The following is a 26,079-nucleotide window of genomic DNA, read 5'->3' on the forward strand; positions in this document are numbered from 1 at the left end:
GCCCCGCCGAACCGGCACCGTCCGTCCTCGTGGCTACGACCGTGAACCGTGAAAACTTGAGCCATTGGAGCTCATCGTGTGAATTCTCGGGCGAGTGCGAGTCCAGGACCCGGGCGAAGCGTTTGTGCGTATGTGGAACCGCGAGAGTTGTGGGAAAGAAATACAGTCCTTGCGAATGCCTTCTGCACCAGCGACGACCGGGTGCGGCTGGCCCAGAGCGCACTCGACGAGGCTCAGGCCGACCGTACGAGGATGCTGGCCGCATTCGCGGTGGTCGTCGGCGACGACGGCACCGTCGCCGGCATGATGGGCTTGCCGGAACGCGAGGTCAGGGTTGCCCGCAGGACCGTCGGCCGGGAAGGCGCGCGTACCGTCGCGGCAAATCTACTGACACGAATGTCGGATCAGTCCGCCGATACGGTCGGGGAACCCGTGCAGACGGCCGGGGAGACCACGGCGTCTTTTCCCCGGGCGGAGCCGGCCGCGGTGCCGGTCTCGGTTCCGCCCGTGTCCCCGTACACCACCGCACAGCCGTCCCAGCAGACCGGTACCTATTCGGTACCGGTGGTCGAGGAACAGATCTGGACCGAGCCCGTCCCGCCCGTCCAGCCCGTTCCGTCCACGCAGCCCGCAAGTCCCGTCTGGTCTCCCTCGATGGATTCCGTTCTGGTGTGGAGCTGGCACTCCGGGCTGGATCTCCAGGTCGTCGCGAACGAACTCGGTCTGGAGCTGCGAACGGTTCTCCAGCGCGTACAGACCCTCGCGGCGGACGGCCAGCTCGTGAAAGCCGACCAGGTCGCGCCACGGGACTGGGCCACTGGCTCACGGGACCATTCGGTCCCGTCGAGGGACTACGCGAACGGTTCGAGGGAGTACGCGACCGGATCGAGGGAGTACTCGGGCCGGCACCGGCGGCACGAGGAGCCGATGGAGTTCTCCGACACCGGATCGTTCGGACTGGGCGGACTGTTCTCCAGCGCCTCCTGGTCCTGAGCGCCTACTGCCGCTCGCGTGTGCTGCCGCCCGGCGACGGGCGGCGCACGATGGAGGCATGGACCGCGACCTCGCGGCCGTCAGCCCTCCCGGGCGGGTCGCCGGACCCGGCGAGGGGGTCAGCCCTGAGGAGCTGGCCCTCGCCGCCCGCAACCACGGAATGCCGCTGGAGGCACTCCGGTACGGGCTGACGCCCCCGGGACTCCACTACGTCCTCGTCCACTACGACATCCCCGCTGCCGAGGCCGCCGACTGGCGGATCGGCGTCGGCGGGCTGGTGCGGACACCCCTGCGGCTGGACCTCGCGGACCTCAGGTCGTACCCGTCCGTCACGCTGCGCGTCACCATGGAGTGCGCGGGGAACGGGCGGGCCCGGCTCACCCCCCGGCCGGTGAGCCAGCCGTGGCTGGTGGAGGCGGTGGGCACCGCGGAGTGGACGGGCGTACCGCTGCGCACACTGCTGCGGGAGGCCCGAGTGGAGCCCGGTGCCGTCGAGGCGGTGTTCACCGGCGCCGACCACGGCGTGGAGCGCGGGGTCGAACAGGACTACCGCCGCAGCCTGCCGCTGCGCGTGGCCATGGGCGACGACCCGGAGGTCCTGGTCGCCTACGCGATGAACGGCGGTCCGCTGCCGCCGCAGCACGGCCACCCCGTGCGGCTCGTCGTCCCCGGCTGGTACGGCATGGCCCAGGTGAAGTGGCTGTGCGACATCAACCTGACCGACACCCCCTTCACCGGCTTCCAGCAGTCCGTCGCGTACCGCTACCGGCAGTCCGCGGACGAGCCCGGCGAGCCGGTCACCCGCATCGCCCCGCGCGCCCTGATGATCCCGCCGGGCTTCCCCGACTTCATGTCCCGCACCCGGGTGCTGCGCCCCGGCCGTACCGGGCTGGAGGGCCGCGCCTGGTCCGGCCACGCCCCGGTCGAACGGGTGGAGGTCAGCAGCGACGACGGGCGGAGCTGGCACGACGCGGCGCTCGACGTGCCGGAGGGCGGCACCTGGGCCTGGCGGCACTGGCACACCGCCTGGACGGCCACCCCCGGCAGCCATGTGCTCGTCAGCCGCGCCACCGACGCCGACGGCCGCACCCAGCCCCTCGTCCAGCCGTGGAACCGCGGCGGCTTCGGGAACAACCTGGTGCAGCGCATCCCCGTCGTGTGCCTGCCGGAGGGCGTCTGAGGCGCGCCCCGGCCCGACTTGCGAAGCGGCCCCCCATGGGGTTGGTTCGAAGGAGAACCCCTGTTGGGGGTGAGCCACAGTGCTGTTCACCGATCGCGTCGACGCGGGGCAGCGCCTCGCCGGGGCACTCGGGCATCTGCGGGAGGCCGATCCCGTCGTCCTCGGGCTGCCGAGGGGCGGGGTGCCGGTGGCCTACCAGGTGGCAAGGGCACTGGGCGCACCGCTGGACGTGATCGTCGTACGCAAGCTGGGCGTGCCCTACCACCGGGAGCTGGGGTTCGGCGCCATCGGCGAGGGCGGAGTCAGGGTCATCAGCGACGACATCGTCCGCCGGGGCCATGTGTCCGAGAAGGACGTCGCGTCGGTGGAACGGGCCGAGGCCGCCGAACTGACCCGGCAGGCCGAGCGGTTCAGGGCAGACCGGCCGCGCGTCGACATCAAGGGCCGGACCGTGATCGTCGTGGACGACGGTATCGCGACCGGGGCCACGGCCGCCGCGGCCTGCGAGGTCGTGCGCGCGCAGGGAGCGGCCCGGGTGGTGCTCGCCGCCCCCGTCGCGCCGCCGGACGCGGTGTCCTGGCTGCGCACCGAGGCGGACGAGGTGGTGTGCCTGTCGACACCGAAGGCGTTCTCGGCAGTGGGTGAGTGGTACCAGGACTTCTCGCAGACCCCGGACGAGGAGGTCGTCGCGCTGCTGGCGCAGTCGGCCGCCGACCCGCCGCGACCCGCCGAGCCCGAGGACGTCGAGGTGGCGGCGGGCGGGGTCCGGCTCGCCGGTGAACTCGCCCTGCCGGAGGACGCCGCCGCGGTGGTGATGTTCGCCCACGGCTCCGGGAGCAGCCGGCACAGCCCGCGCAACCGGACCGTGGCGGCGGCCCTGAACGCCGCCGGTCTCGGCACCCTGCTGTTCGACCTGCTCACCGAGCCGGAGGCGGCCGACCGCAGGAACGTCTTCGACATCGAGGTGCTGGCCGAGCGGCTCTCGGGGGCCACCGCGTGGCTGCGCACCCGCACCCCCGTCCCCATCGGCTACTTCGGTGCGTCGACCGGTGCCGCCGCGGCGCTCCGGGCTGCGTCGAGTGCGGGTCCCGAGGTCGGTGCCGTCGTCTCGCGCGGTGGCCGTCCCGACCTGGCCGGGTCATGGCTGCCGGGGGTGCGCGCCCCGACGCTGCTGATCGTCGGGGGCCGTGACACGACGGTCCTCGACCTCAACCGCCAGGCGCAGTCGGAGCTGCGCTGCGAGTGCCGTCTGGTGGTCGTCCCGGGTGCGACGCATCTCTTCGAGGAGCCGGGGGCGCTCGACGAGGTGGCCGATCTGGCCCGCGACTGGTTCACGCTGCACATGACCCCGCGGGAGCCGTAGGGCCGCGATCGCCCGTTGCCCGGCTCCCCGTTCTTCGCCGCTGCCGTGCGCCACCGCGTTCTCCGCCGTGAGCCGCTCCCGGCCGGCACCCCCGCGCCTGTCCCCGGTCCCGCCGCCTCACCTCTCCAGGACCAGGGCCAGCCCCTGCCCGACACCGATGCACAGCGTCGCGAGGCCCGTGCCCGAGCCCGCGGCCGCGAGCTGGTGCGCGACGGCCCCGGTGAGCCGGGCCCCGGAGGCGCCGAGCGGGTGGCCGATGGCGATGGCACCGCCGCGCGGGTTGACGCGGGCCGCATCGAGGTCAGGCCACTGGCGCAGGCAGGCCAGCGCCTGGGCTGCGAACGCCTCGTTGAGCTCCACCGTGCGCAGCTCGCCGAACTCGCGGCCGGCCTTCTTCAACGCACGCCGGGCGGCCTCGACCGGGCCCGCGCCGAAGTACTGCGGCTCGATACCGGTGACGGCCGAGGCTCCGACGCGGGCGAGCGGCTCCCGGCCGGTGGCGCGCAGCCCGTCCTCGTCCACGAGCAGCAGCGCGGCGGCGCCGTCGTTGAGCGGCGAGGAGTTGCCCGCGGTGACGGTGCCGCCCTTGCGGAATACCGGCTTCAGCGCGGCCAGGGCCTCGGTGGAGGTGGTGTCGCGGATGCACTCGTCCCGGGTCAGCTCCACCCCGTCGACGGGGACCACCTCGCCGTCGTACAGCCCGTCGGCCCAGGCACGGGCCGCGTTGCGATGACTGGCCAGGGCGAACGCGTCCTGTTCCTCGCGACCGATGCCGTACCGGTCGGCCAGCAGCTCTGCGCCCTCGCCCAGGCCCACCGTCCACTCCTGCGGCATCCGCGGATTGACCATGCGCCAGCCCAGCGTGGTCGAGTGCAGCTGCTGGTGGGCGGCGGGGAAGCCGCGTTCGGGCTTCTGCAGCACCCAGGGCGCGCGGCTCATGGACTCGACGCCGCCCGCGACGGCGATGGACGCGTCGCCGACGGCGATGGCGCGCGCGGCCTGGATGACGGCCTCCATGCCGGAACCGCACAGCCGGTTCACGGTCGTGCCGGGCACGGTGACCGGCAGGCCGGCGAGCAGCACGGCCATCCGCGCCACGTCCCGGTTGTCCTCGCCGGCGCCGTTGGCGTCGCCGAAGAAGACGTCGTCGATCCGGGCCGGGTCGAGCTCGGGCGTGCGGGAGACGAGGGCGCCGAGCACCCCGGCGGCCAGGTCGTCGGGCCGCACTCCGGCGAGGGCGCCGCCGTACTTGCCGATGGGGGTGCGGACGGCGTCCACGACGTAGACGTCACGGAGGCGGTCGGTCATGACGGCTCAGCTCCTGTCCTGTCTCGTACCTCGTCGGGGGCCCCGGGGCGGTGTCGACGAGGGGCGGGCCCGGCGGCGGTGGTGTCCGGCACCCGTGGTCGGTGACGACCCGGTGCACGCACGCCCGGCCCGTGAGGGGGAGCGTGCGGGTCCGGACGGGTCTCGGGGAGCCGTCCCGGGCGGTGCGGTCGGTGACGACGACCCGGCGGGCCCCGTGAACGGGGCCCATGGCGCCTCCCGTGCCCCCGCCATTCTTCCGGGTACGGCCCGGTCGGCGAGGTCCCCCCGCCCGGGGACCTGCACGGCTCCCGGCACCGCGGCGCCGCGGCGGTCCCCGCGGACGGCCCGCACCAGGGCGAACCCGGTGGTGGTGGTGCCGTGCTCGAGGACGTGGTCGCGGCCGTCACGGGCTCGGACCGCCTTGGGCGGAGACGCGTGGGCGACGCCGCCGACGGCGAGCGGCGCATGGCCCGCGACGTCGCCCACGCCCTCGGCGGCGGGCCGCCCGACTCTGTCCATGGAGACTTCCACTCGATCCGTTCGCCAGGTGAACTACAGTTCATCCATGGCTCGCCATGAGTCTGCGTGCACCCGGCACACATGTCAACGCCCCGGAGAACCGATGCCAGCCGATCCACCCGCAGAGGCCGTGGCTCCGCTGATGCGCGGTATCTCCGTGCTGCGCGCACTCAGCGACGCGGGCGGCCGGATGGACCTCAGCGACCTCGCGCGCTCCACGGGACTGGCCCGCTCGACCGCCGACCGCATCGCGGCGACGCTGGCGCGGATGGGGTACGTACGCCTCCGGGCCCACGAGGTCCGGCTCGCTCCACGGCTCATGGAACTGGGCAACTCCTACCTCGCCGCGCTGTCCCTGCCGCGCCGGCTCGGCCCGCTCGCCGAGCGCCTCGCCGACGAGTTGGACGAGCCCGTCTCGCTCGCCGTCCCCGACCGCGACGGCGTCCGCTTCGTCCACCAGACCACCCGGCGGCGGGCCATGTCGCCCACCTTCCGCATCGGCGACCTGCTGCCGTACGAACGCACCGCCGCGGGCGCGGTGTTCGCGGCCGGATGGACGGACGGCACATGGACGGCGCGAAGCGGTGAGATCCCCGGGGCCGAGGACCGAGGCACGCCCGGTGCGGCCGGGAGGTCCACGGGCGGGGAGGAGGCGTTCCGGCGAAGGGCGGCACGCTCCGGCGCGGCCGGCTGGGCCGTGGACGACCAGCTCATCGAGCCGGGACTGGTAGCCGTCGCCCTGCCCGTGCACGACCGCGAGGGCTCCGTCGTCTGCGCGGTGAGCGTGGTCGGCCACACCAGCCGGCACACCGCGGACTCGCTCGGCCGCACCGTGCTGCCGGCGGTGCGGGAGACCGTAGCCGCGATGGAGGAGGAGCTGCGGCGGGACCGCCCGGCCGCGGGGGCACCCGCGCCGAACGGCCTCGCCCACTGGACCACGGCCTCCAAGCAGGAACTCGGCGCGGAGTTCGTGGAGTCGCTGGCCAGGGGACTCACCGTGATCACCGCTTTCGGGGAGGGCCGCCCGGAACTGTCCCTCACCGCGATCGCCGAGGCCACCGGCCTGGCCCGGGCCACCGCCCGCCGTGCGCTCATCACCCTGGAACACCTCGGCTACGTCAGGTCCGGGGACCGCGTGTTCCGGCTCACTCCGCGCGTGCTGTCCCTCGGCCGCCCCGCGCTGTCCCGGACGACGCTCCCCGACATCGCCCTCCCGCACATGGCCGAACTGGTGCGCCGGGTGAACGACTCCGCGTCCCTCGCGGTCCTCGACGGGGACGACATCCGCTACACCGCGCGCGTCGCCACCGAGCGGATCACGAGTGTCGACATCACCGTCGGCACCCGCCTCCCCGCGTACGCCGCCTCCATGGGGCGGGTCCTGCTGGCCGGGCTCCCCGCCGGGGAACGTGCGGACCGTCTCGCCCGCACCGCGCTGCGCCCGCTCACCTCACGTACCGTCACCGAACCGGCGCGCCTGCTCGGGCTCCTCGACCACGTCCACGACGAGGGGTTCGCACTGGTCGACGAGGAACTGGAGGAGGGACTCCGTTCGCTGGCCGTCCCTGTGCGCGACCACGCGGGCCGCACCGTCGCCGCGCTGAACGTCGCCATGCACACCGCCCGCCGCACGACCGGCGAGTGCCTCACCGAGGTCCTCCCCCCTCTCCGCGCCACGGCCGCCGCGATCGAGTCCGACCTCCGCATCGCGGGCCGATTCGCCCGCGTCCCCGAGGTCTGACCCCGGCCGGCCCCCGGCCCCGGGGGACTCAGCCCGGCCGGACCCCGGCCCCGGGGACTCAGCCCGTCCAGAAGTCCCACCAGCGAGTGAGCACCAGCATGCCGATGGTCCCCGTCCACGCGACCGGCGCCAGCCAGCCGAACTCCCGCAGCATGTCCCGCAGCCCGGCCGGCGCCGGCAGCATCCGGTACCCGACGGTGTGCCGCGTCACCCTGCAGAACAGGACGATCGTGGCTACCCATGCGAGACAGCACCACAGGCAGAGGGCGCCGATCCGGTACAGCGACTGGAACTGAAGCCAGGTGCAGAAGGCGACCCCGAGGAGCGCTCCCCCGTTGAGGGCCAGCCAGAACCAGCGCCGGTAGCGGGCTCCCGCCAGCAGCCCCGCCCCGACGCCGATCACCACCGCGTACGAGACGAGCCCCAGCATCGGGTTGGGGAAGCCGAAGGCGGCCGCCTGCTCGCTCTTCATGATGCTGCCGCACGACACGACGGGGTTGAGGCTGCACCCAGGGGTGAAGCCCGGGTCCTCCAGCAGCCGGAACTTGTCGAGCGTGATGGCCCAGGAGGCGAGCAGCCCCGCCGCGCCCGTGACCACGAGCATCAGGGCGAAGCCCCGGCTCGCGCCCACCCCGGCCGCGGGGGCGTCGACCGGTGCCGTCACGGGACGCGCGACGCGCGTTCTGGCTCGTGTCCCCATGTCTCTCCAGACTCCCTCTCCGGCCGGATCCGTCCGGCCGATTCCCCGGCCCTCCGTCACCTGGGCCGATGCGCACACGCAGTAACCGCCGCCCCGCTCGACACGACGGATCGTCAGATCCGGACTAACGTCGCGGGTGTCCGCAACCCCTCTGACAGGAGGCCACCGTGAAGCTGACGCTTCCTCACCCGGCGGCGGCCGCCGCCGGGTGCACCGGAATACGATTCAGGCTCGCCGGGACAGCCCGGGCGGACGCGCACAGCGCGCCCTCCCGCCCGGCGAGCGGTGTCCGGCAGCTCTGACCAGCAAGGTGTGAACCAGGCCCGGCCGGCGGTCCTACCGCCGTCAGCCGGGCCTCTTGCCGCCCGGTGACGGCTCAGCCACGCAGCTGACGGACCGGCAGCAGACAGTGCGCCGCCGTCGACAGCACGGCCTCGTCGCCGACGAACTCCCGCAGCACGCCCTCCGGGACCGGAACCCCCGGCGCGGCCTCCGGCCAGGGCCGCGTCGCGAAGATGAAGTACACGTGCCCACGGTCCCGTACCGCGGCCAGCCACTCCTGCGGCACCGTGCACTGCGCGGTGAGATGAGGCATCGTCAGCACCGCCTGGCCGGCCTCCACCAGCAGTGTGACGGGAAGTCCGGCGGACTCGGCGGCGTCCACGAACTCGCCCCCGACCGGCAGTCCCACGTCGTCGAGCAGCTGCCGGGCCGCGGCCTCGGCCCCCTCCGGTCCGCCGTCGCCGTCCCCGAGTGCGTAGGCCAGCAGGAAGGGCATGTCGCGCTCGTCGTCGGGGTGCTCCCCGCTCCAGGCGAGGACGACGAGGGTGCCCAGTCGGGCCGGGCGGAAAGCGCGTAGCGCGCCGCGGGTTGAGGTCACGTTCGGGACCATAGCGACTTACCGGAACCCTCCGGGCACCCTTGTCACACGCGCGGGGGAGCCCACCGGCCGATTAGCCCGAAGGGGTCGCGCTCGCTCATCCGTGCGCAGCCCCGCCACCCCGGCGGACCGGCGACGGCGGGCCCCGGACGCGGGGAGGCCCGGCGGAAGACTTCCGCCGGGCCGTCCGGGACCGCGCCGGGGACGACGCTCAGGCGCCCAGGGGAAGCCCGCCGAGGAGCTGCTGCGGGGCGGCCGCCTTGCTCCTGTTCAGGTCGTCGGCGGTGCCCTGGACCGTGTTCAGCAGCGAACCGTCCCGCTCCGTGTCCAGCGTCCTGTTCGTGAGTGGCTCCACGGCGCCCGCGGTCTCCCCCGCGACGGTACCCAGGGCGCCGTTCAGACTGGTCGGAGCGAGCTCGGAAGCGGCGAAAGCCGGGGCCGAGGCACCCGCGGCGACCAGCGAACCGGCGACGACCGCAGCGACCTTCATGGGCTTCATCAGTGAATCTCTCCTTCGGCGACGCGTGTCGCGCGCACAAGTGGCGGAGGCTTCGGGCACATTGCGGATGCCCGGCATGCCCTGTCGTGCTGTTCTGTGCTGTTACGTGTTCTGTAACGATCCGTCACCCGGGCCGGAAACCCCGAGAACCGGGGATTCTCCCGGCCCACCCGAATGAAGCTCCCCGTTCGGATGTTCCTATCGGACCCCTCTCGCCGGTCACGGGCGGGAAAGGCGGCCGGTCCGGGTTCCGGGAGCGTGCTCGGCACGAGAAGGCCGCCCCTCCCGCCGTGGCGGGAAGGGCGGCCCGAGGCGCCCGTGCAGGCGATCAGTCGTTGACGCAGGCGTTGCCGAAGGACGGGTTCAGCAGACCGACGACGTCGGCGGTGTTGCCGCAGGCGTTGACCGGGACGTGGACCGGAACCTGGCCCACGTTGCCGGAGAGCACGCCGGGCGAGTTCGCCGCTGCGGCCTCCGCGCCGCTGTCGGCGGCGGCAATGCCGGTGGAGCCCGCAACAGCGGCGGCGGCGAGGGTGGACAGGACGAAAGCCTTCGCGGTACGCGACATGGAGAAGCACTCCTTGGTCAAAATGTTCAGTGGCCGTGCGTGACTGCCCGGTCCGATGGTTCAACGGCAGCGAGGTCTGCCAGGTTGTGCGGCCGAAGGAGTGAACAACCGGTCGGCCCACAGGGTGGTGGGCGTCCGGCGGCCTGCGCCGCCGGACGCCCGCACGCGTCAGTCGTTGGCGCAGACGTTGCCGAAGGACGGGTTCAGCAGACCGACGACGTCGACGGTGTTGCCGCAGACGCCCACCGGGACGTGGACCGGAACCTGGCCCACGTTGCCGGACGCGACGCCGGGCGAGCCCTCGGCGGCACCGGCCGCGCCGCTGTCCGCGACGGCCATGCCCGCACCGCCCATGATCAGGGCGACGCCCGTGCCCGCAAACACGACCGACTTCGCGATTCGCTTCATTATTTCTTCCTTCCGGGGGGTTTGTGATGCGGCGCAAGCAACAACGAGGGCACCCGAAGTCCGGACACGGAGGAACGCCAAAAGGATTAATCCGCACTCCGGCACCCCGGCCCGGACGGGAAAGAGCGGTCCGGCGCCGGAAAGAAATAGGGCTAGAGTCACCTCTCGCGCCGGCTCCGCGAAGAGCGCACGAAGCCGCCCCCCACCGGCCCGCTCATGTGAATAGCCTTGGATATGAACCGGAATCGACGATCCGCGCAGCATGCTGAGTCCCGGCAGCAGCCGGATCACTTTCCAATGCCCCGCGCACCGGAATTCCCGCCGGCTCTTCCGCCCGGAGAGGGCCCCGACCCGGTCCGGCGCACCGTCCAGCGCCCGCCGTCAGGCCCGGGCGCGGCCCCGCGTGCGGGCCGGACGGTCGTGCTCCACGTCGTCCAGCAGGCCGACGGCGGGATGGCCCGGGTCGTCCTGGACCTGGTGGCCCATCAGGTCCGCGGAGGAACCCCGGTGGCGGTGGCCTGCCCGGGCGGGGGCATGCTCGCGGACGCCGCGCTCGCGCTCGGCGCCGGTGTCCACCGTTGGCGTGCCGGGAAGAGGGCCGGCCCGCTGCTGCCCCGCGAGGTGGGACAACTCTCCAGGATCGTCGCCGCCGCGGGCCCGCGGCTCGTGCACGCGCACGGGCCCAAGGCCGGGCTCGCCGTCCGGCTCGCGCTGCGCGGCCGGATCCCCACCGTCTTCCAGCCGCACGTCTGGTCGTTCGGTCCGGCCGGCGGCGTCCTGGCCGGACCGGCCCGCCACTGGGAACGCTACGGGGCTCGCTGGGCGGACCGGATCGTCTGCGTCAGCGAGACGGAGCGGCGCAAGGGCGCGGCGGCCGGTGTCGAGGCGCTGTGGACCGTCGTCCCCAACGGCGTCGACACCGAGCGCTTCCGGCCCGCCGCGGACGGAGCGCGGCGGGACCTTCCGCCGCTGGTGGCCGACCTGCCCGCGTCCGCTCCGCTCGTGGTGTGCGTGGGACGGCTGTGCCGGCAGAAGGGGCAGGACGTGCTGCTGGCGGCATGGGAGCAGGTCCTGCGCAGACTGCCGAACGCCCGCCTCGTGCTGGTCGGGGACGGCCCAGGGGCCGACGCGCTGCACGCGTCGGCCCCGGCGTCCGTCCGGTTCGCGGGCGACCAGCCGGACTCCGCTCCCTGGTACCGGGCGGCCGATCTGGTCGTCGTCCCGTCCCGCTGGGAGAGCATGGCGCTGACGCCCCTGGAGGCGATGGCCTGCGGCCGGCCGGTGGTGGTCACGGATGTCGCGGGAACGCGGGAGAGCCTGCCCCCGGGGCACGCGCTGTTCTGCACGACGCCCCCGCAGGATCCGTACGCCCTGGCCACTGCCGTGGGCGACCTGCTGCTCAACGGCCCGCTGCGCAGGACGCTCGGCCGCCAGGGCCGCCAGCACGTCCTCGCCGCGCACGACGTGCGGCACAGCGCCTCCGCGATCGCGAACGTCTACCGCGAGGTGTCGGCCGCCCGGCCCGCGATCGGCGGCGCGACCGGGGACTGACGACCGCGCCCGAGCACGCCGGCCCGTCGGCGCGGCCGTCGTGCTCGGGCGCGGTCACCCGGGCGAAGGCCCGCCCCGACCCGTCGCCCGCCGGACGGGTCCGCCAGGAAGAGCCACGGCCGGGAGAGTCCGATGAGGGACTCTCCCGGCCGGGTTCACACGGGGAGCGCGGGCGTTCAGCGACGCGCGGCGGCCGTCCCGCGGCGGTACAGCAGGGCGCCGCCGGCCAGCAGGCCGACCGCGGCGGCACCGGCCGCCAGCGTGCCGGCGTTGCCGCCGGTCTGGGCGAGCTGCTCCGTCGTCGAGGAGTCGACGACCCGGTCGTCGACCGGGGTGTCCACCACGGGGACCAGGACCTCGGGCACCTCGGGAACCTCAGGCACCTCCGGGATCTCGGGGGTGACCGGGATCTCCGGCGTCTCGGGCGACTCCGGCGTCTCAGGCGTGACCGGGGTCTCCGGTGTCTCCGGCGTGACCGGGGTCTCGGGGACCTCGGGGATCTCGGGGATCTCCGGCGTCTCCGGCGTGACCGGGGTCTCCGGCGTCAGCGGCGTCTCGGCCGTGCCGTTGCCGCAGTTGTTGCCGCCGGCCGGGTTCAGGGCGCCGATGACGTCGATGGTGTTCCCACAGGCGTTGACCGGGACGTCCACCGGCACCTGGACGTTGTTGCCGGAGGCGACGCCCGGGGAGCCCACAGCGGCACCCTCCGCGGACGCGCCCCCGGATCCGGCCGCGCCCTCGTCGGAGGCGTTGACGCAGGCGTTGCCGAACGCGGGGTTGAGGACCCCGACCACGTTCAGGGAATTGCCGCAGACGTTGACCGGTACGTGCACGGGGGCCTGGACGTTGTTGCCCGACAGTACGCCGGGCGAGTTCGCGGCCTCGGCGTCGGCCTGGGAGTCGGCGCTGGCGTACACACTGGTCAAGGACAGAATCCCGGTGGCCGCCGCGGCCGTCAGAATTCCCTTGCTGATGACCTGTCGCATGTTGTTGTTCTTCCCGCTTTCGCTTCGCGAGCCGATCCCGGGGCGGTGCCGCAGGGCACGCCCCAGGACCGACGGAAAACGACCCTTCAGGGCTGTATGCGAGGACTGGATGTCAGTCGTTCACACAGAGGTTGCCGAACGCAGGGTTCAGCACGGCAATGAGATTGACGGAGTTGCCGCAGGCATTCACCGGAACGTGTACCGGAATCTGGACGACGTTCCCGGAGAGCACTCCCGGCGAGCCGGCCGCGACACCGGTCGCACCGGAGTCCGCGAGCGCGGGCGAAGCCATTCCCATGGCCATCACAATTCCCGCCAGCACCGTCGTGGTCCTTCTGAACTTCATATCGGATTTTCCTTCTGTTCGGCGGTCGGGGTGAGTGCCGTGGAAAAGCACGGGCAATGCCACGACGCCCTGCCAACGAGCCGTGCCGACCGAGGAAACCCTTCTGCGGTCCGGGCCTCCGCTCAATTCACTCGAATGCCCGGACGGCCGAACCCGACGACCGGGCCGGAACGGGTGCTCAGCCGTTGCCCTCGCCGTTGCCGGAGAGCACCGGGATGTCGGAGAGGATGTGCGACAGGGCCTCGTCGCCCTTGGCCTGGGTCGAGTTCTCGGCGCACTGCTGGTTCTGCGGGTTGGCCAGGACGTTGAGGTCCTGGACGCCGACCGGCACCAGACCGACGAGCGAACCGGCGTTGGCCTTGGCGGGCAACCCCACACAGGGCTTGTTCAGCGAACCCTGGACCAGGGCGAGCTGCGGGCTCTGGGCACCGTAGGTGGCCGAGTTGCCGAACACCTGCGAGGCACCGACGCCACTGGCGGACGTCGTACCGGTGTCGTCGCCGATGGCCAGGGCCTGGGGGGCCGCGGCGGCCGAGGCACCGATTACGGAGGCCGTGACCGCAGCCGCAGCCATAACCTTCTTGATCATCACTTGCTTGCCTTTCTGCAGGAACACTCCAGCTCGTCTGCGCACCGAATCAAACTGGGCGGAGGACGTTTGGTTGCGGGGCTTCACCCGAACAGCCCTCATGGCGCGTCGCTCGCGACGCGCGCCCCTCGGCCGTCGGCGGGTAAGGAAAACCCCTGGCCGAACGGCACGGCGGCGGCCACGGGCACCGTCCTTTGGAGTGAAGCGGAGGAACCAAGTCCGCTGGTCCGAGTTGGTCAGGAGGCTCCGGGAAACGGGCACCTCAGTCCCCTCTCAGAACCCCGGGAACCGGAACCGCAAAGAACCCTGAACCCAGGAAAGGGATCAACTCGTGCTGAAGAAGGCTATGGCGGCTGCGGCCGTCACCGCGTCGGTCGTCGGCGCCTCGGCCGCGGCGGCGCCGCAGGCCCTGGCCGTCGGCAATGACACGGGCACCACGTCGGCCAGTGGCGTCGGCGCATCTCAGGTGTTCGGCAACTCCGCCACGTACGGCAACATGAGCCCGCAGATGGCGCTCGTCCAGGGTTCGCTGAACAAGCCCTGCGTGGGCCTGCCCGCCAAGCTGAACGCCAGTTCGCTCGTCGGCCTGGTGCCGGTCGGCGTCCAGGACCTCAACGTCCTGTCGAGCCCGCAGACCCAGCAGTGCACGGAGAACTCGACCCAGGCCAAGGGCGACGAGGCCCTGTCGCACATCCTCTCCGACATCCCGGTGCTCTCGGCCAACGGTCAGGGCAACGGCTGACCGTCGTCCACGCCGGCCGGGCCGGGCCGTTCGCGGTGCTCCGCGGCGGCCCGGCCCGCTCGCGTGGGCGCCCGCCGGCCGTGTCGCCGCGCCGCCATACCGCACCGCCCGTGGGAACGGCGGGCGCTCACCAGCGGGGCCAGGACCAGGAGGCGAGGTCGGACCACTCGCGATCGTGGACGCCGGGGACGGTCCTTCCCTGGGCGTACCAACTGGCCATGAGGGACGCGTAGATGGGCTCCACCGAGCGGTCCGCGACCGGTCGGGCCGCCGGCCCGACCCGGTCCACCGGCTCCCTCGCGCTTTCCGGTTCCCTGCGACTCGCCGGAATCAGCCCCTGCCGTTCCCAACGGCCCTTGTGCTCCGCCATGCCCCCAATATCCCGTACCGCCCGGGCTCGTTGGTGCGAAAGAACCGAACGTCCCGAACAGCGCCCTCCGCGCTGGGCCGATCGGGTTACAGGCCGCAACCGGGGCGCGGAGGCCGGTGTTGATCACCGCGTACATCACTCACCGGTGGAGTGCGTGTCCCGACGCCCCGAACATCGCGAACCTCCCCGAAGGGAATCACCATGAAGAAGCTGTGGGCAGCAGCAGCCGTGACCGCGTCCGTGGCCGGAGCCGCGCTGACCGCCGCCCCGCAGGCCCTGGCCATCGGCGACGACGGCGGCACCACGTCGCTGAGCGGCAACGACGCCGCGCAGGTCTACGGCAACTCGGCCACCTACGGCGCCCAGAGCCCGCAGCTCAGCGCCGTTCAGGGTTCGCTGAACAAGCTGTGCGTGGGCCTGCCCGCCAAGGCCAACGCCGGTTCGCTCGTCGGTCTGGTGCCGGTCGGCGTCCAGGACCTCAACGTCCTGGCCAACCCGCAGGACCAGCAGTGCGCCGAGAACTCGACCCAGGCCAAGGGCGACGAGCCGCTGTCGCACGTTCTGGACGACGTCCCGGTGCTCTCCGGCAACGGCGTCAACAACCACTGATCCCGTACACACCAAGGTTCAGGGCCAGAGGCCCGGCTCGGCGGACCGCTTCTCGCGACTCGCCCGGCCGGGCCCCGGCGCGTCGGGACCGGACCGGCTTCCGGCTCGGCGTCCCGCCCGTCAGCCGCGCTTCACCGCGCGCAGGACCACGAACTTCGGATTGCTCGCGACGGTCTCGCAGTTACCGAAGATCCGGCGCAGTTTGACGTGGTAGCCGAGGTGCCGGTTGCCGATCACCCACAGCTCGCCGCCGGGGCGCAGGGCCCTGCGGGCGCCGGTGAACATGCGCCACGAGGTGCTGTCGGTGAGCGCCCGGTGGGTGTGGAAGGGGGGGTTGTTCAGCACCAGGTCGACGGACTCGCGCTCCGTCCCGGACAGCGCGTCGCCGACGACGAAGGCGGCGTCGGCGGACGGTCCGGTGTTCGCCCGGAAGGTGGCCTCGGCCGAGGCGACGGCCTGGAACGACTCGTCCGTGAACACCACCTCGGCCTCGGGGTTGGCGACCGCCACGGCCGTGCCGACGACGCCGTTGCCGCAGCCCAGGTCCACGACGCGGAGCGGGCCTCGGCGGTCGGGGAGGTGCTCGAGGAAGAAGCGGGTGCCGATGTCCAGGCGGTCGGCGCAGAAGATCCCCGCGTGATTGGTCACGGGACGTCCCGACATGGCCCCGATGCCGGCCGGCAGCGTGTGGCTGCGAGGCCAGGGGGCGTCCGGGACCGCCGCGCTCCCGGTGCGGTCCGGTTCGGGTGCGCAGTGGATGAGCCTGGCCTTCTTGACCGCCAGTGACGTGCGGGTGGGGCCGATGATCCGCTCGAAGAGCTTCAGCGTGGAGGTGTGGATCTCCGTCACCATGCCGGTGCCGACCACGAGCGTGTCGGCGGTCAGCCGGGGCGCGAGCCGCTGGAGCTGGTCCTCGAGCAGGGCGAGGCTCTTGGGGACGCGGACCAGCAGGACGTCGATCCGGTCCGGCGGGGTGTCCTGGGTCGACAGCAGCCGTACGCCGTCGGCCTCCGCGGCGGGGCGGTTGCGCACGAGATTGGCGCGGGTCGCCCGCTGGGTGAGAAAGGAGTCGGTGATCTGCACGGGCCGGTGCGCCGACAGTGCCGTGACCAGTGCCCCCCAGCGGTCGCCCACCACGACCACGGTGCCGCCGAGCTTCTCGCCCTCCAGATGGCGCAGCAGGTACTCGTCCGAGGCGTCCCAGGCGCGGAGCCGGTCACGGGGGTCCTCGGGGAAACGGGTGAGCCCGAGGTCGCCCCATGACGTGGTGAAGATGTTCATCGTGCTCTCAGGCTACGCGGCCGCCTTGGCGAGTTCCGCGGCGCCGAACGAGACGTCGAAGCGGTCGCACCAGATGGTGACGCTGGTCAGGCGGTTGAGATCGGCGTCGGCGGGCAGCGGGTAGTTCTGGTCGCCCTTGTTGCCCTTCAGCTTGCCGAGGCTGACGTACTGCCCGTCGTCGAAGACGTGCCAGCCGTCCTTGCCCTCCTTCACCGGCGCGTCGGTGAGCCAGACGCGCAGGTCGGGGCCGCTGCTGGTGTCCAGGCCCTCGATCCGGAGGGTGCGGGAGCCGTCCGCGAGCCGGACGATCTTCACACTGCCGTTCGTGGCGTGCTCATGACTGATGAAGCTCCCGGTGGCCAGCACCTCCGGCGCGGACGGGACCGCCGGCGCCGTGTCCGCGGACGCCCCCGGTCCGTCCGGCGAGGCCGGGGCGGCCGCGGGCAGCTCCTCGCGAACGGTCTCGTCCACCCAGAGCTTCCAGGGCTGGAACCAGTACAGCCCGGCCACGGCCACCACCGCGACCACCACCAGCCCCACGATCACCACAGGTCTGCGTACCACCGATGTCCTCATGGCTTCATTCAAGTCGCACGGGACGGCGAAAGGAACGTTTCCGGTGGTGACGGAAGTCTTACGCCCGCCGTCCGCCCCGCCGGTCGAGCCGGGTCACCAGTCCCCTGGTGCACGGCTGCCTCAGGCTCACCGGGCAGCCCGGAGGGCACATGGGACGACCCATCCCACACTCCGGTGTGAACCTGGTGCCGTGCACGGCACTCGGGATGTCCCGGCCCCACCGCGTCAGCCGTCGCCCTCCAGGTCGCCCTCCGTCTCGAGGAAGACCTGGCGCAGGGCGTCGACGACCGCCGGGTCGGGCTTCTCCCACATGCCGCGGGACTCCGCCTCCAGCAGTCGCTCCGCGATGCCGTGGAGGGCCCAGGGGTTGGCCTGCTGGAGGAACTCGCGGTTCTCCGGGTCCAGGACGTACGCCTCGGCGAGCTTGTCGTACATCCAGTCGGCGACCACGCCGGTCGTGGCGTCGTAGCCGAACAGGTAGTCCACGGTGGCGGCGAGCTCGAAGGCGCCCTTGTAGCCGTGGCGGCGCATCGCCTCGATCCACCTGGGGTTCACGACGCGGGCCCGGAAGACGCGGGAGGTCTCCTCGACGAGGGTGCGGGTGCGGACCGTCTCCGGGCGGGTGGAGTCGCCGATGTACGCCTCGGGCGCGGTGCCGCGCAGGGCGCGCACGGTGGCGACCATGCCGCCGTGGTACTGGAAGTAGTCGTCGGAGTCGGCGATGTCGTGCTCGCGGGTGTCGGTGTTCTTCGCCGCGACCGCGATCCGCCGGTAGGCCGTCTCCATCTCCTCGCGCGCCGCGCGGCCTTCGAGACCGCGGCCGTAGGCGTAGCCGCCCCACACCGTGTAGACCTCGGCGAGATCGGCGTCGGTGCGCCAGTCGCGGGAGTCGATCAGCTGGAGCAGTCCGGCACCGTACGTGCCCGGGCGGGAGCCGAAGATACGGGTGGTGGCGCGTCGTTCGTCACCGTGCTCGGCGAGGTCGGCCTGGGCGTGGGCGCGTACGAAGTTGTCGTCGGCGGGCTCGTCGAGCGCGGCGGCCAGCCGGACCGCGTCGTCGAGGAGGCCGATGACGTGCGGGAACGCGTCGCGGAAGAAGCCCGAGATGCGCAGTGTGACGTCGATGCGGGGGCGGCCGAGCTCGGCGAGCGGGACCGGTTCGAGGCCGTTGACGCGGCGGGAGGCGTCGTCCCAGACGGGACGGACACCGAGCAGCGCCAGCGCCTCGGCGACGTCGTCGCCGGCGGTGCGCATCGCGCTGGTGCCCCACAGGGACAGTCCGACGGACGTCGGCCAGGAGCCGTTGTCGGTGCGGTAGCGCTGCAGAAGGGATTCGGCCAGGGCCTGGCCGGTCTCCCAGGCGAGGCGGGAAGGCACGGCCTTGGGGTCGACGGAGTAGAAGTTCCGGCCCGTCGGAAGGACGTTGACCAGGCCGCGCAGCGGCGAGCCGGACGGTCCGGCCGGGACGAAGCCACCGTTCAGCGCGTGGACGGTGTGGTCGAGTTCGTCGGTGGTGGCGGCGAGGCGCGGCACGACCTCCCGGGCGGCGAAGCCGAGGATGTCGGCGACGGCCTTGCCGTGGCCCTCGGCCACGGAGGCGACGGCGGCCTGGTCCCAGCCGGCGTCCTCCATGGCTTCGACCAGGGCGCGGGCGCGGGCCTCGGCCTCGTCGGCGGTGGTCCGCGTCGCGGCGGACTCGTCGAGGCCGAGCGCCTCGCGCAGTCCGGGCAGGGCGGTCGTGCCGCCCCAGATCTGCCGGGCCCGCAGAATCGACAGGACGAGGTTGACGCGCTCCGGGCCGGTGGGCGCGCCGCCGAGGAGGTGCAGTCCGTCGCGGATCTGGGCGTCCTTGACCTCGCACAGCCAGCCGTCGACGTGCAGCAGGAAGTCGTCGAAGCCGTCGTCGTCGGGGCGGTCCTCCAGGCCGAGGTCGTGGTCGAGCTTCGCCGCCTGGATCAGGGTCCAGATCTGGGCGCGGATCGCCGGCAGCTTCGCCGGGTCCATAGCGGAGATCTGGGCGTACTCGTCGAGCAGTTGCTCCAGGCGCGCGATGTCGCCGTAGGAGTCGGCGCGGGCCATCGGCGGGACGAGGTGGTCGATGAGGGTGGCGTGGACGCGGCGCTTGGCCTGCGTGCCCTCGCCCGGGTCGTTGACCAGGAACGGGTAGACCAGCGGCAGGTCGCCGAGCGCGGCGTCGGGCGCGCAGGCGGCGGACAGACCGGCGTTCTTGCCGGGCAGCCACTCCAGGTTGCCGTGCTTGCCGAGGTGGATCATCGCGTCCGCGCCGAACCCTCCTTCGTCCTGCCGGGCGGCGATCCAGCGGTAGGCGGCGAGGTAGTGGTGCGAGGGCGGCAGATCGGGGTCGTGGTAGATCGCGATCGGGTTCTCGCCGAATCCGCGTGGAGGCTGGATGACGATCAGCAGGTTGCCGCGGCGCAGGGCGGCCAGGACGATGTCGCCCTCCGGGTTGCGGGAGCGGTCCAGGAACATCTCGCCGGGCGCCGGGCCCCAGTGCTCCTCGACGGCCTCGCGCAGTTCGGAGGGAAGGGTCGCGTACCAGCGCCGGTAGTCGGCGGCCGGGACGCGGACCGGGTTCCGGGCGAGCTGCTCCTCGGTGAGCCAGTCCTGGTCGTGGCCACCGGCCTCGATGAGCGCGCGGATCAGTTCGTCGCCGTCCCCGGACGCCAGGCCGGGGATCTCCTCGGTGCCGAAGTCGTAGCCCTCGTCGAGCAGCCGGCGGAGCAGGGCGACGGCGGAGGCCGGGGTGTCGAGGCCGACGGCGTTGCCGATGCGGGAGTGTTTCGTCGGGTACGCGGAGAGGACGAGCGCGAGGCGCTTCTCGGCGTTCGGGATGTGCCGCAGCCGGGCGTGGCGCACGGCGATGCCGGCGACGCGGGCGGCGCGCTCGGGGTCGGCGACGTACGCGGGGAGGCCGTCCTCGTCGATCTCCTTGAACGAGAACGGCACGGTGATGAGGCGGCCGTCGAACTCGGGGACGGCGACCTGGCTGGCGGCGTCCAGCGGGGACAGCCCCTCGTCGTTCTCCTCCCAGGCGCTGCGCGGCCCGGTCAGGCACAGGGCCTGCAGCACGGGCACGTCGAGCGAGGCGAGTGCGCCCGCGTCCCACGCCTCGTCGTCCCCTCCGGCCTGGGCCTCGGCGGGCCGGGTGCCGCCGGCGGCGAGGACGGTGGTGACGACGGCGTCGGCGTCGCGGAGCCGTTCCAGCAGTTCCGGCTCGGGGGCGCGCAGCGAGGCGACGTACAGCGGGAGGGCCCGGCCGCCGGCGTCCTCGACGGCGTCGCACAGGGCGCCGACGAAGGCGGTGTTGCCGCTCATGTGGTGGGCCCGGTAGTAGAGCACGGCGACGAGCGGGCCGCTGTCGCGACGCGGGGTGCGCTCCATCTCGCCCCACGTGGGGGCGGGCGCGGGCGGCGCGAAGCCGTGGCCGGTGAGCAGGACGGTGTCCGACAGGAACCGGGCGAGCTGCTCCAGGTTGTCCGGGCCGCCGTGGGCGAGGTAGGCGTGGGCCTCGGCCGCGATCCCGATGGGGACGGTGGACGTCTCCATCAACTGGGCGTCCGGGGCCTGTTCGCCGGTGAGGACGACCACCGGCCTGCCCTGCGCCAGCAGCGCGTCGAGGCCCTCCTGCCAGGCGCGGATGCCGCCGAGGAGGCGCACGACGACCAGGTCGGTGCCGTCGAGGAGCTCGGGCAGCCGGTCGAGGGGAAGACGGGAGGGATTCGCGAAGCGGTACCGGACCGGGCCCTCGGCGGCGCGGGCGCTGAGCAGGTCGGTGTCGGAGGTCGACAGCAGCAGGATCGTCGCGTGCGTCATCGCGTGCGCAGGCCTTCCTCGGGGTTTCCGCGCCCCGGGTGGTCGTGGTCGGCGGGAGTTCCTGACTCACCGGACCCCGTCGCCGGGACCCGGTTCACAGTGGCGGGACCGCGCCGGATTCCCACCGGGCTTCCTCCCTAGGGCCCTGGGACCCTGTGCCGTTCTGCATAGTAGAGGCTGCGGCCCGCCGGCAGGGCGGCCACCTGGAAGGACGTGGGTATGCTCGCCGCCATGCCGCCCACACCGACAACCCCTCCGGACCGGGGCGAACGCCGCATACGGGACCGAGGTGACGCCTGCCCGGGCGCGCTGCGGCTGCATGCGGCGGACGACGGGCTGCTGGCCCGACTCCGCCTTCCCGGCGGCTTGTTGACGATGCATCAGTTGTGCGCGCTGGCCACCGCGGCCGAGCGGCTGGGCGACGGGGCGCTGAGCGTCACCTCCCGGGGGAACGCCGAGCTGCGCGGCCTGACGGACGGCTGCGGGGCGGAGCTGGCGGAACTGCTGCGTGACGCCGGGCTGCTGCCCTCCGACACCCATGAGCGGGTGCGCAACGTCGTGGCCTCGCCGCTGGCCGGACTGGACGGACTCGGCAGCGCCGACGTGCAGTTGTGGGCCCGGGAGCTGGACGCCCTGCTGTGTGCGAGCGACCGGGCCGCGGGTCTCTCGGGCCGGTTCCTGTTCGCCCTGGACGACGGCCGTGGCGATGTCGCCGGACTCGGCGCGGATGTGACGTTGCTCGCAGGGGCGGACGGACGGGCGGTGCTGCGGGTCGGGCGCCACGCCTTCCGGGTACCTGCCACCGACGCGGCACGCGCGGCGCTCGCCGCTGCGGAGGCGTTCCTGACCGCCGGCGCGGGCACGGGGGCGTGGCGCGTGCGGGAGCTGCCGGAGGGGCATGAGATCGGCGTGGACGAGTCGCTGGAGCGGGCGGGGGTGGCGGCGGAACCGCTCCCCCATGTCACCGGAACGGAACGCTCCGCCCCGGGTGCGGCCCCGGAACCGCCCGAGGATCGGCCCGAGGGACCCGGCACCGGACCGCTGCCCGGCGTCGTTGCGGGACCGGACGGCTGGACCGTGTCCGTCGCCGCTCCGCTCGGACGGCTCACCGCCGCGCAACTGCGGCAGCTGCTGCCGGCGCCCGCGAACGAGGTGCGGCTGACCCCGTGGCGCGGGGCCGTCGTCCCGGGGTTCGCGGACCGCGGCACGGCGCGGGCACACCTCGACGCACTCGGGCGGGCGGGTCTCATCACCGGCACCGACTCGCCCTGGTGGGGGGTCGGCGCGTGCACCGGCCGGCCCGGATGCGCCAAGTCCCTGGCCGACGTGCGGGCCGACGTGACCCCCGGCCGGGGCGGACTGCCCGTGTACTGGTCGGGCTGCGAGCGGCGCTGCGGCCGTCCGCAGGGGGAGTACGTGGACGTCGTGGCCACCCGGGACGGCGCGTACCGGGTGACCGCCCACGGCACCCCCGTACCCGTGCCGTCCCGCGCCGAACTCGAAGGCACCATCGCCACAGCCCGAACCCGTACGACGAAATGAGCGACAAGACCGTGTTCGACTACGAGAAGGACGGGGCGGAGATCTACCGCCAGTCCTTTGCCACGATCCGCGCAGAGGCCGCGCTCGACGCGCTCCCGGCCGACGTCGGCCAGGTCGCGGTGCGGATGATCCACGCCTGCGGCATGGTCGACCTCGTCCGCGACCTCGCGTACTCGCCCGGGGTGGTGGCCCGGGCGCGAGAGGCGCTGCGCTCCGGGGCCCCGATCCTGTGCGACGCGCAGATGGTGGCGAGCGGCGTCACCCGCAAGCGGCTGCCCGCGGGCAACGAGGTGATCTGCACGCTGTCCGACCCGTCCGTGCCGGAGCTGGCCGCCCGGCTCGGCACGACCCGCAGCGCCGCCGCGCTCGAACTGTGGCGGGACCGCCTCGAAGGTTCCGTGGTCGCCGTCGGCAACGCCCCCACCGCGCTCTTCCGGTTGCTGGAGATGATCGACGAGGGGGCACCCCGCCCGGCCGCCGTCATCGGCGTGCCGGTGGGCTTCATAGGCGCGGCCGAGTCCAAGGACGCCCTCGCCGCGCACGGGGGCGCTCCGGAGTACCTGGTGGTGCGCGGCCGACGCGGCGGCAGCGCCATGGCCGCGGCCGCGATCAACGCGATGGCGAGTGAGGCGGAGTGAGCACACAGCGGACCGGCAGGCTGTACGGCGTCGGGCTCGGCCCCGGGGACCCGTCGCTGATGACGCTCCGGGCGGCCCGGGTCGTCGCGGAGGCGGACGTCGTGGCGTACCACTGCGCCCGGCACGGCCGTTCCATCGCCCGCTCGATCGTGGCGGAGCACCTGCGCCCCGACCACATCGAGGAGCGGCTGATGTACCCGATCACGGTCGAGACCACCGACCATCCCGGCGGCTACCGGGGGGCGCTCGACGACTTCTACGAGGAGGCCGCGGCCAGGCTCGCGGCGCATCTCGACGCCGGGCGGACGGTGGCCGTGCTCGCGGAGGGCGATCCGCTCTTCTACGGCTCCTACCAGCACATGCACAAGCGGCTCGCCCACCGGTACCCGACCGAGGTGATCCCCGGCGTGACCTCGGTGAGCGCGGCGGCCGCGCGTCTCGGGGAGCCGCTGTGCGAGGCGGAGGAGGTGCTGACGATCGTCCCGGGCACGCTGCCCGAGGAGGAGCTGGCGGCCCGTCTCGCCGCCACCGACTCGGCGGTGGTGATGAAGCTCGGCCGGACCTTCCCCGCCGTGCGGCGGGCACTGGAGCGGGCGGGCCGGCTGGAGGACGCGCGCTACGTGGAGCGCGCCACGATGGCCGGCGAGCGCACGGAGCGTCTGGCGGAGGTGGACCCGGAGTCGGTGCCCTACTTCTCGGTGGCGGTGCTGCCCAGCCGGATCGACGAGGTGCGGCCCGAGGCGCGGCCCCGGGGCGAGGTCGTCGTCGTGGGCACCGGACCGGCCGGACCGCTGTGGCTGACGCCCGAGACCCGCGGCGCGCTCGCCGCCGCCGACGACCTGGTCGGCTACACGACCTATCTGGACCGGGTGCCGGTGCGGGCGGGGCAGCGCCGTCACGGCTCGGACAACAAGGTGGAGTCCGAGCGGGCGGAGTTCGCCCTCGACCTCGCCCGGCGCGGCCGCCGGGTGGCCGTGGTGTCGGGCGGCGACCCCGGGATCTTCGCCATGGCCACGGCCGTGCTGGAGGTCGCGGCGCAGGAGCCGTACGCGGACGTGTCCGTGCGCGTGCTGCCGGGCCTCACCGCGGCGAACGCCGCCGCGGCGCGCGCCGGGGCACCGCTGGGGCACGACTACGCCACCATCTCCCTGTCCGACCGGCTGAAGCCGTGGGAGGTCATCGCGGAGCGGCTGTCGGCGGCGGCCCGTGCCGATCTCGTCCTGGCCCTCTACAACCCCGGTTCGCGCAGCCGGACCTGGCAGGTCGCCAAGGCCCGTGAACTGCTGCTCGGCCACCGTGCCCCGGACACCCCGGTCGTCGTCGCGCGCGATGTGGGCGGTCCGGAGGAGAGCGTGCGGATCGTGCGTCTCGGCGAACTCGACCCGGCGGTGGTGGACATGAGGACCCTGCTGCTGGTCGGCTCGTCGCAGACCCGGACGGTGCGCCGCGGTTCGGGAGAGGAGATCGTCTGGACCCCGCGCACATACCCGGCTGCGGACAGCGTGCTCGAACCCGCGGGCGACTCGTTCCCGGGGTGAGACCGCGCCGGGCGAGGTCCGGCGGAGGGTGCGGGACCCGAATGCGTGGGGGCTCCGGTCCGGGTCCGAGCGCGGTCCGGGCGCGGGCGGCGTACGGGAAACGGAGGACGGAGGACGGAGGAACGGGGACGGAGGGCCCTTCGACCCGGGCCCCCTGAGATCCGCCTCCGGGGCCCTCCCCGTCAGGGGCCCTTCGGCGCCGAGCGGCCGACCACCGTGCCCGCGCGGTCGACGCACACCACGTCCACCGTGACCGGCGCACCCCGCAGCACCTCCAGTGCCCGGTCGCGGGCGGTCACGGCCACGAGATCGCCCAGCGGGACCCCGCGGGCCGCGCACGACTGCAACGCCGCGAGACCGGTGTTGGCGGCGGCGACCTCGGCCGCCAGTGTCTCGTCCGCCCCACCCCGGCGAGCCAGCTCCGCGAGGAAACCCTTGTCCACCTGGGAGCGGGCCGAGTGCAGATCCATGTGGCCCGCCGCCAGTTTGGACAGCTTCGCGAAGCCGCCGCAGACGGTGAGGCGGTCCACGGGGTGCCTGCGGACGTACTTGAGCACCGCGCCCGCGAAGTCGCCCATGTCGAGCAGCGCGTCCTCGGGAAGCCCGTACAGGGCGACGACCGTCTTCTCCGACGTCGAGCCCGTGCACCCGGCGAGATGGGTGCGTCCTGCCGCCCTTGCCACGTCCACGCCACGGCGGATCGAGTCGATCCACGCCGAGCAGGAGTAGGGCACGACGATGCCGGTCGTGCCGAGGACGGACAGTCCGCCGAGAATGCCGAGCCGAGGGTTCCAGGTGGAGCGCGCGATCTCCTCGCCGTGGTCGACGGAGACCGTGATCTCGACGTCGCCCGAACCGCCGTACCGGGCGGCGACCTCCGTGACGTGGTCCCGCATCAGCTGCCGGGGCACCGGGTTGATCGCCGGCTCTCCGACGTCCAGTGGCAGCCCGGGGCGGGTGACGGTACCGACGCCCGGTCCGGCACGGAACACCACCCCCGAGCCGGCGGGCAGGACCCGCACGGTCGCGCGGATCAGCGCGCCGTGCGTGACGTCCGGGTCGTCACCGGCGTCCTTCACCACGCCCGCCGTCGCGTGCCCGTCCGCCAGTTCCTCCACGGCCAGCGCGAACGCGGGCCGCCGGCCCCTGGGCAGCGTGATCGTCACCGGGTCCGGGAACTGCCCGGTGAGCAGCGCGGTGTACGCGGCGGTCGTCGCGGCGGTGGCGCAGGCCCCGGTGGTCCAGCCGGGCCGGAGGCCGGTGTGCTTGAGTTGGGCGCTGCGTCCGCCCACGGGCGCCGGTTCACTCATGGAGGTCC

At 73.3% G+C, this 26,079-nt stretch carries 24 protein-coding genes, 1 pseudogene and 1 riboswitch; of the genes and pseudogenes, 10 read left to right on the forward strand and 15 right to left on the reverse strand.

The genetic code is table 11. The annotated features are described in order from the left end of the window. Positions 1-252 precede the first annotated feature (252 nt). From AB0J10_RS13725 to AB0J10_RS13735, 3 genes are all read left to right on the forward strand, one after another. On the forward strand, positions 253-993 hold the full coding sequence (locus tag AB0J10_RS13725; RefSeq protein ID WP_363061104.1) for a hypothetical protein: 741 nt from the start codon (positions 253-255) through the stop codon (positions 991-993). Positions 994-1,051: 58 nt separating this feature from the next. Next, positions 1,052-2,173 carry a sulfite oxidase gene (locus AB0J10_RS13730; RefSeq protein WP_363061106.1) on the forward strand — a complete coding sequence of 374 codons (1,122 nt, stop codon included), beginning with the start codon at positions 1,052-1,054 and terminating at the stop codon, positions 2,171-2,173. A 79-nt stretch (positions 2,174-2,252) separates the two neighbouring features. Further along, on the forward strand, positions 2,253-3,536 hold the full coding sequence (locus tag AB0J10_RS13735; RefSeq protein ID WP_363061108.1) for a phosphoribosyltransferase: 1,284 nt from the start codon (positions 2,253-2,255) through the stop codon (positions 3,534-3,536). A gap of 117 nt (positions 3,537-3,653) precedes the next feature. Here AB0J10_RS13735 and AB0J10_RS13740 read toward each other — a convergent pair whose 3' ends face one another. Together AB0J10_RS13740 and AB0J10_RS13745 are read right to left on the reverse strand one after the other, a co-directional pair. Further along, positions 3,654-4,844, reverse strand: coding sequence for an acetyl-CoA C-acyltransferase (locus AB0J10_RS13740; protein WP_363061110.1), 1,191 nt, complete (start codon positions 4,842-4,844; stop codon positions 3,654-3,656). Positions 4,845-5,165: 321 nt separating this feature from the next. Further along, positions 5,166-5,294, reverse strand: a pseudogene (locus tag AB0J10_RS13745) (succinyl-CoA--3-ketoacid-CoA transferase); the annotation flags it as partial. 172 nt (positions 5,295-5,466) lie between these two features. Here AB0J10_RS13745 and AB0J10_RS13750 point away from each other — a divergent pair. Then, a complete protein-coding gene (locus AB0J10_RS13750) occupies positions 5,467-7,104 on the forward strand; it encodes an IclR family transcriptional regulator C-terminal domain-containing protein (RefSeq protein WP_363061112.1) in 1,638 nt (545 codons plus the stop codon). A gap of 58 nt (positions 7,105-7,162) precedes the next feature. Here AB0J10_RS13750 and AB0J10_RS13755 read toward each other — a convergent pair whose 3' ends face one another. The 5 genes from AB0J10_RS13755 to AB0J10_RS13775 form a co-directional block, all read right to left on the reverse strand. Further along, positions 7,163-7,708 (reverse strand): vitamin K epoxide reductase family protein, encoded by a 546-nt coding sequence (locus AB0J10_RS13755; RefSeq protein WP_363061376.1) that lies wholly within the window; start codon positions 7,706-7,708, stop codon positions 7,163-7,165. Positions 7,709-8,180: 472 nt separating this feature from the next. Beyond that, on the reverse strand, positions 8,181-8,684 hold the full coding sequence (locus AB0J10_RS13760) for a DUF5949 family protein (protein WP_363061114.1): 504 nt from the start codon (positions 8,682-8,684) through the stop codon (positions 8,181-8,183). 211 nt (positions 8,685-8,895) lie between these two features. After that, the gene (locus tag AB0J10_RS13765) at positions 8,896-9,183 is read right to left on the reverse strand and encodes a hypothetical protein (RefSeq protein WP_363061116.1); all 288 of its coding nucleotides are present in this window, start codon (positions 9,181-9,183) and stop codon (positions 8,896-8,898) included. A gap of 328 nt (positions 9,184-9,511) precedes the next feature. Continuing rightward, a complete protein-coding gene (locus AB0J10_RS13770) occupies positions 9,512-9,751 on the reverse strand; it encodes a chaplin (RefSeq protein ID WP_363061118.1) in 240 nt (79 codons plus the stop codon). A 168-nt stretch (positions 9,752-9,919) separates the two neighbouring features. Continuing rightward, the gene (locus AB0J10_RS13775; protein WP_363061120.1) at positions 9,920-10,159 is read right to left on the reverse strand and encodes a chaplin; all 240 of its coding nucleotides are present in this window, start codon (positions 10,157-10,159) and stop codon (positions 9,920-9,922) included. A 453-nt stretch (positions 10,160-10,612) separates the two neighbouring features. Between AB0J10_RS13775 and AB0J10_RS13780 the strand changes: the two genes are divergently transcribed. Next, on the forward strand, positions 10,613-11,710 hold the full coding sequence (locus AB0J10_RS13780; protein ID WP_363061378.1) for a glycosyltransferase family 4 protein: 1,098 nt from the start codon (positions 10,613-10,615) through the stop codon (positions 11,708-11,710). A gap of 176 nt (positions 11,711-11,886) precedes the next feature. Here the strand turns inward: AB0J10_RS13780 and AB0J10_RS13785 are convergent, their stop codons facing one another. The 3 genes from AB0J10_RS13785 to AB0J10_RS13795 all read right to left on the reverse strand — a co-directional run bounded on the left by AB0J10_RS13785 (position 11,887) and on the right by AB0J10_RS13795 (position 13,631). Then, positions 11,887-12,696 (reverse strand): chaplin family protein, encoded by an 810-nt coding sequence (locus AB0J10_RS13785; protein WP_363061122.1) that lies wholly within the window; start codon positions 12,694-12,696, stop codon positions 11,887-11,889. Between the two features lie 112 nt (positions 12,697-12,808). Next, on the reverse strand, positions 12,809-13,042 hold the full coding sequence (locus AB0J10_RS13790; RefSeq protein ID WP_363061124.1) for a chaplin: 234 nt from the start codon (positions 13,040-13,042) through the stop codon (positions 12,809-12,811). A gap of 178 nt (positions 13,043-13,220) precedes the next feature. Continuing rightward, positions 13,221-13,631, reverse strand: a complete 411-nt coding sequence (locus AB0J10_RS13795) for a rodlin (RefSeq protein WP_363061126.1) — start codon at positions 13,629-13,631, stop codon at positions 13,221-13,223. Between the two features lie 331 nt (positions 13,632-13,962). Here AB0J10_RS13795 and AB0J10_RS13800 point away from each other — a divergent pair, with 331 nt between their 5' ends. Further along, positions 13,963-14,373, forward strand: a complete 411-nt coding sequence (locus AB0J10_RS13800; protein ID WP_363061128.1) for a rodlin — start codon at positions 13,963-13,965, stop codon at positions 14,371-14,373. 127 nt (positions 14,374-14,500) lie between these two features. On the opposite strand, the gene AB0J10_RS13805 is transcribed toward AB0J10_RS13800, so the two are convergent. Beyond that, positions 14,501-14,743: a hypothetical protein gene (locus AB0J10_RS13805; RefSeq protein ID WP_363061130.1), complete on the reverse strand. Its 243-nt coding sequence runs from the start codon at positions 14,741-14,743 to the stop codon at positions 14,501-14,503. A gap of 201 nt (positions 14,744-14,944) precedes the next feature. Here AB0J10_RS13805 and AB0J10_RS13810 point away from each other — a divergent pair, with 201 nt between their 5' ends. After that, positions 14,945-15,352, forward strand: coding sequence for a rodlin (locus tag AB0J10_RS13810; RefSeq protein ID WP_363061132.1), 408 nt, complete (start codon positions 14,945-14,947; stop codon positions 15,350-15,352). Between the two features lie 120 nt (positions 15,353-15,472). Here the strand turns inward: AB0J10_RS13810 and AB0J10_RS13815 are convergent, their stop codons facing one another. The 3 genes from AB0J10_RS13815 to cobN form a co-directional block, all read right to left on the reverse strand. Next, positions 15,473-16,633, reverse strand: a complete 1,161-nt coding sequence (locus AB0J10_RS13815; protein WP_363061134.1) for a methyltransferase — start codon at positions 16,631-16,633, stop codon at positions 15,473-15,475. A gap of 12 nt (positions 16,634-16,645) precedes the next feature. Continuing rightward, complete coding sequence (locus AB0J10_RS13820; RefSeq protein ID WP_363061136.1) at positions 16,646-17,209, reverse strand: DM13 domain-containing protein; 564 nt, start codon at positions 17,207-17,209, stop codon at positions 16,646-16,648. Between the two features lie 225 nt (positions 17,210-17,434). After that, the gene (gene cobN / locus AB0J10_RS13825) at positions 17,435-21,043 is read right to left on the reverse strand and encodes a cobaltochelatase subunit CobN (protein ID WP_363061138.1); all 3,609 of its coding nucleotides are present in this window, start codon (positions 21,041-21,043) and stop codon (positions 17,435-17,437) included. A gap of 36 nt (positions 21,044-21,079) precedes the next feature. Next, a riboswitch (cobalamin riboswitch) is annotated at positions 21,080-21,215 on the reverse strand. A 47-nt stretch (positions 21,216-21,262) separates the two neighbouring features. On the opposite strand from cobN, the gene AB0J10_RS13830 reads away from it, so the two are divergent. Genes AB0J10_RS13830 through AB0J10_RS13840 form a run of 3 tightly spaced genes read left to right on the forward strand, consistent with a single transcriptional unit; the run spans position 21,263 to position 24,761 of the window. After that, positions 21,263-22,585 (forward strand): hypothetical protein, encoded by a 1,323-nt coding sequence (locus AB0J10_RS13830; protein ID WP_363061140.1) that lies wholly within the window; start codon positions 21,263-21,265, stop codon positions 22,583-22,585. Further along, positions 22,582-23,223: a precorrin-8X methylmutase gene (locus AB0J10_RS13835; protein ID WP_363061142.1), complete on the forward strand. Its 642-nt coding sequence runs from the start codon at positions 22,582-22,584 to the stop codon at positions 23,221-23,223. Before AB0J10_RS13830 ends, AB0J10_RS13835 begins: the two co-directional genes overlap by 4 nt. After that, positions 23,220-24,761 carry a precorrin-2 C(20)-methyltransferase gene (locus tag AB0J10_RS13840; protein ID WP_363061144.1) on the forward strand — a complete coding sequence of 514 codons (1,542 nt, stop codon included), beginning with the start codon at positions 23,220-23,222 and terminating at the stop codon, positions 24,759-24,761. Before AB0J10_RS13835 ends, AB0J10_RS13840 begins: the two co-directional genes overlap by 4 nt. A 182-nt stretch (positions 24,762-24,943) precedes the next feature. Here AB0J10_RS13840 and AB0J10_RS13845 read toward each other — a convergent pair whose 3' ends face one another. Further along, positions 24,944-26,071, reverse strand: a complete 1,128-nt coding sequence (locus AB0J10_RS13845) for a cobalt-precorrin-5B (C(1))-methyltransferase (protein WP_363061146.1) — start codon at positions 26,069-26,071, stop codon at positions 24,944-24,946. Positions 26,072-26,079 lie beyond the last annotated feature (8 nt).

It is taken from the genome of Streptomyces sp. NPDC049887 (genome assembly GCF_040656535.1).
Classification (GTDB): Bacteria; Actinomycetota; Actinomycetes; order Streptomycetales; family Streptomycetaceae; genus Streptomyces.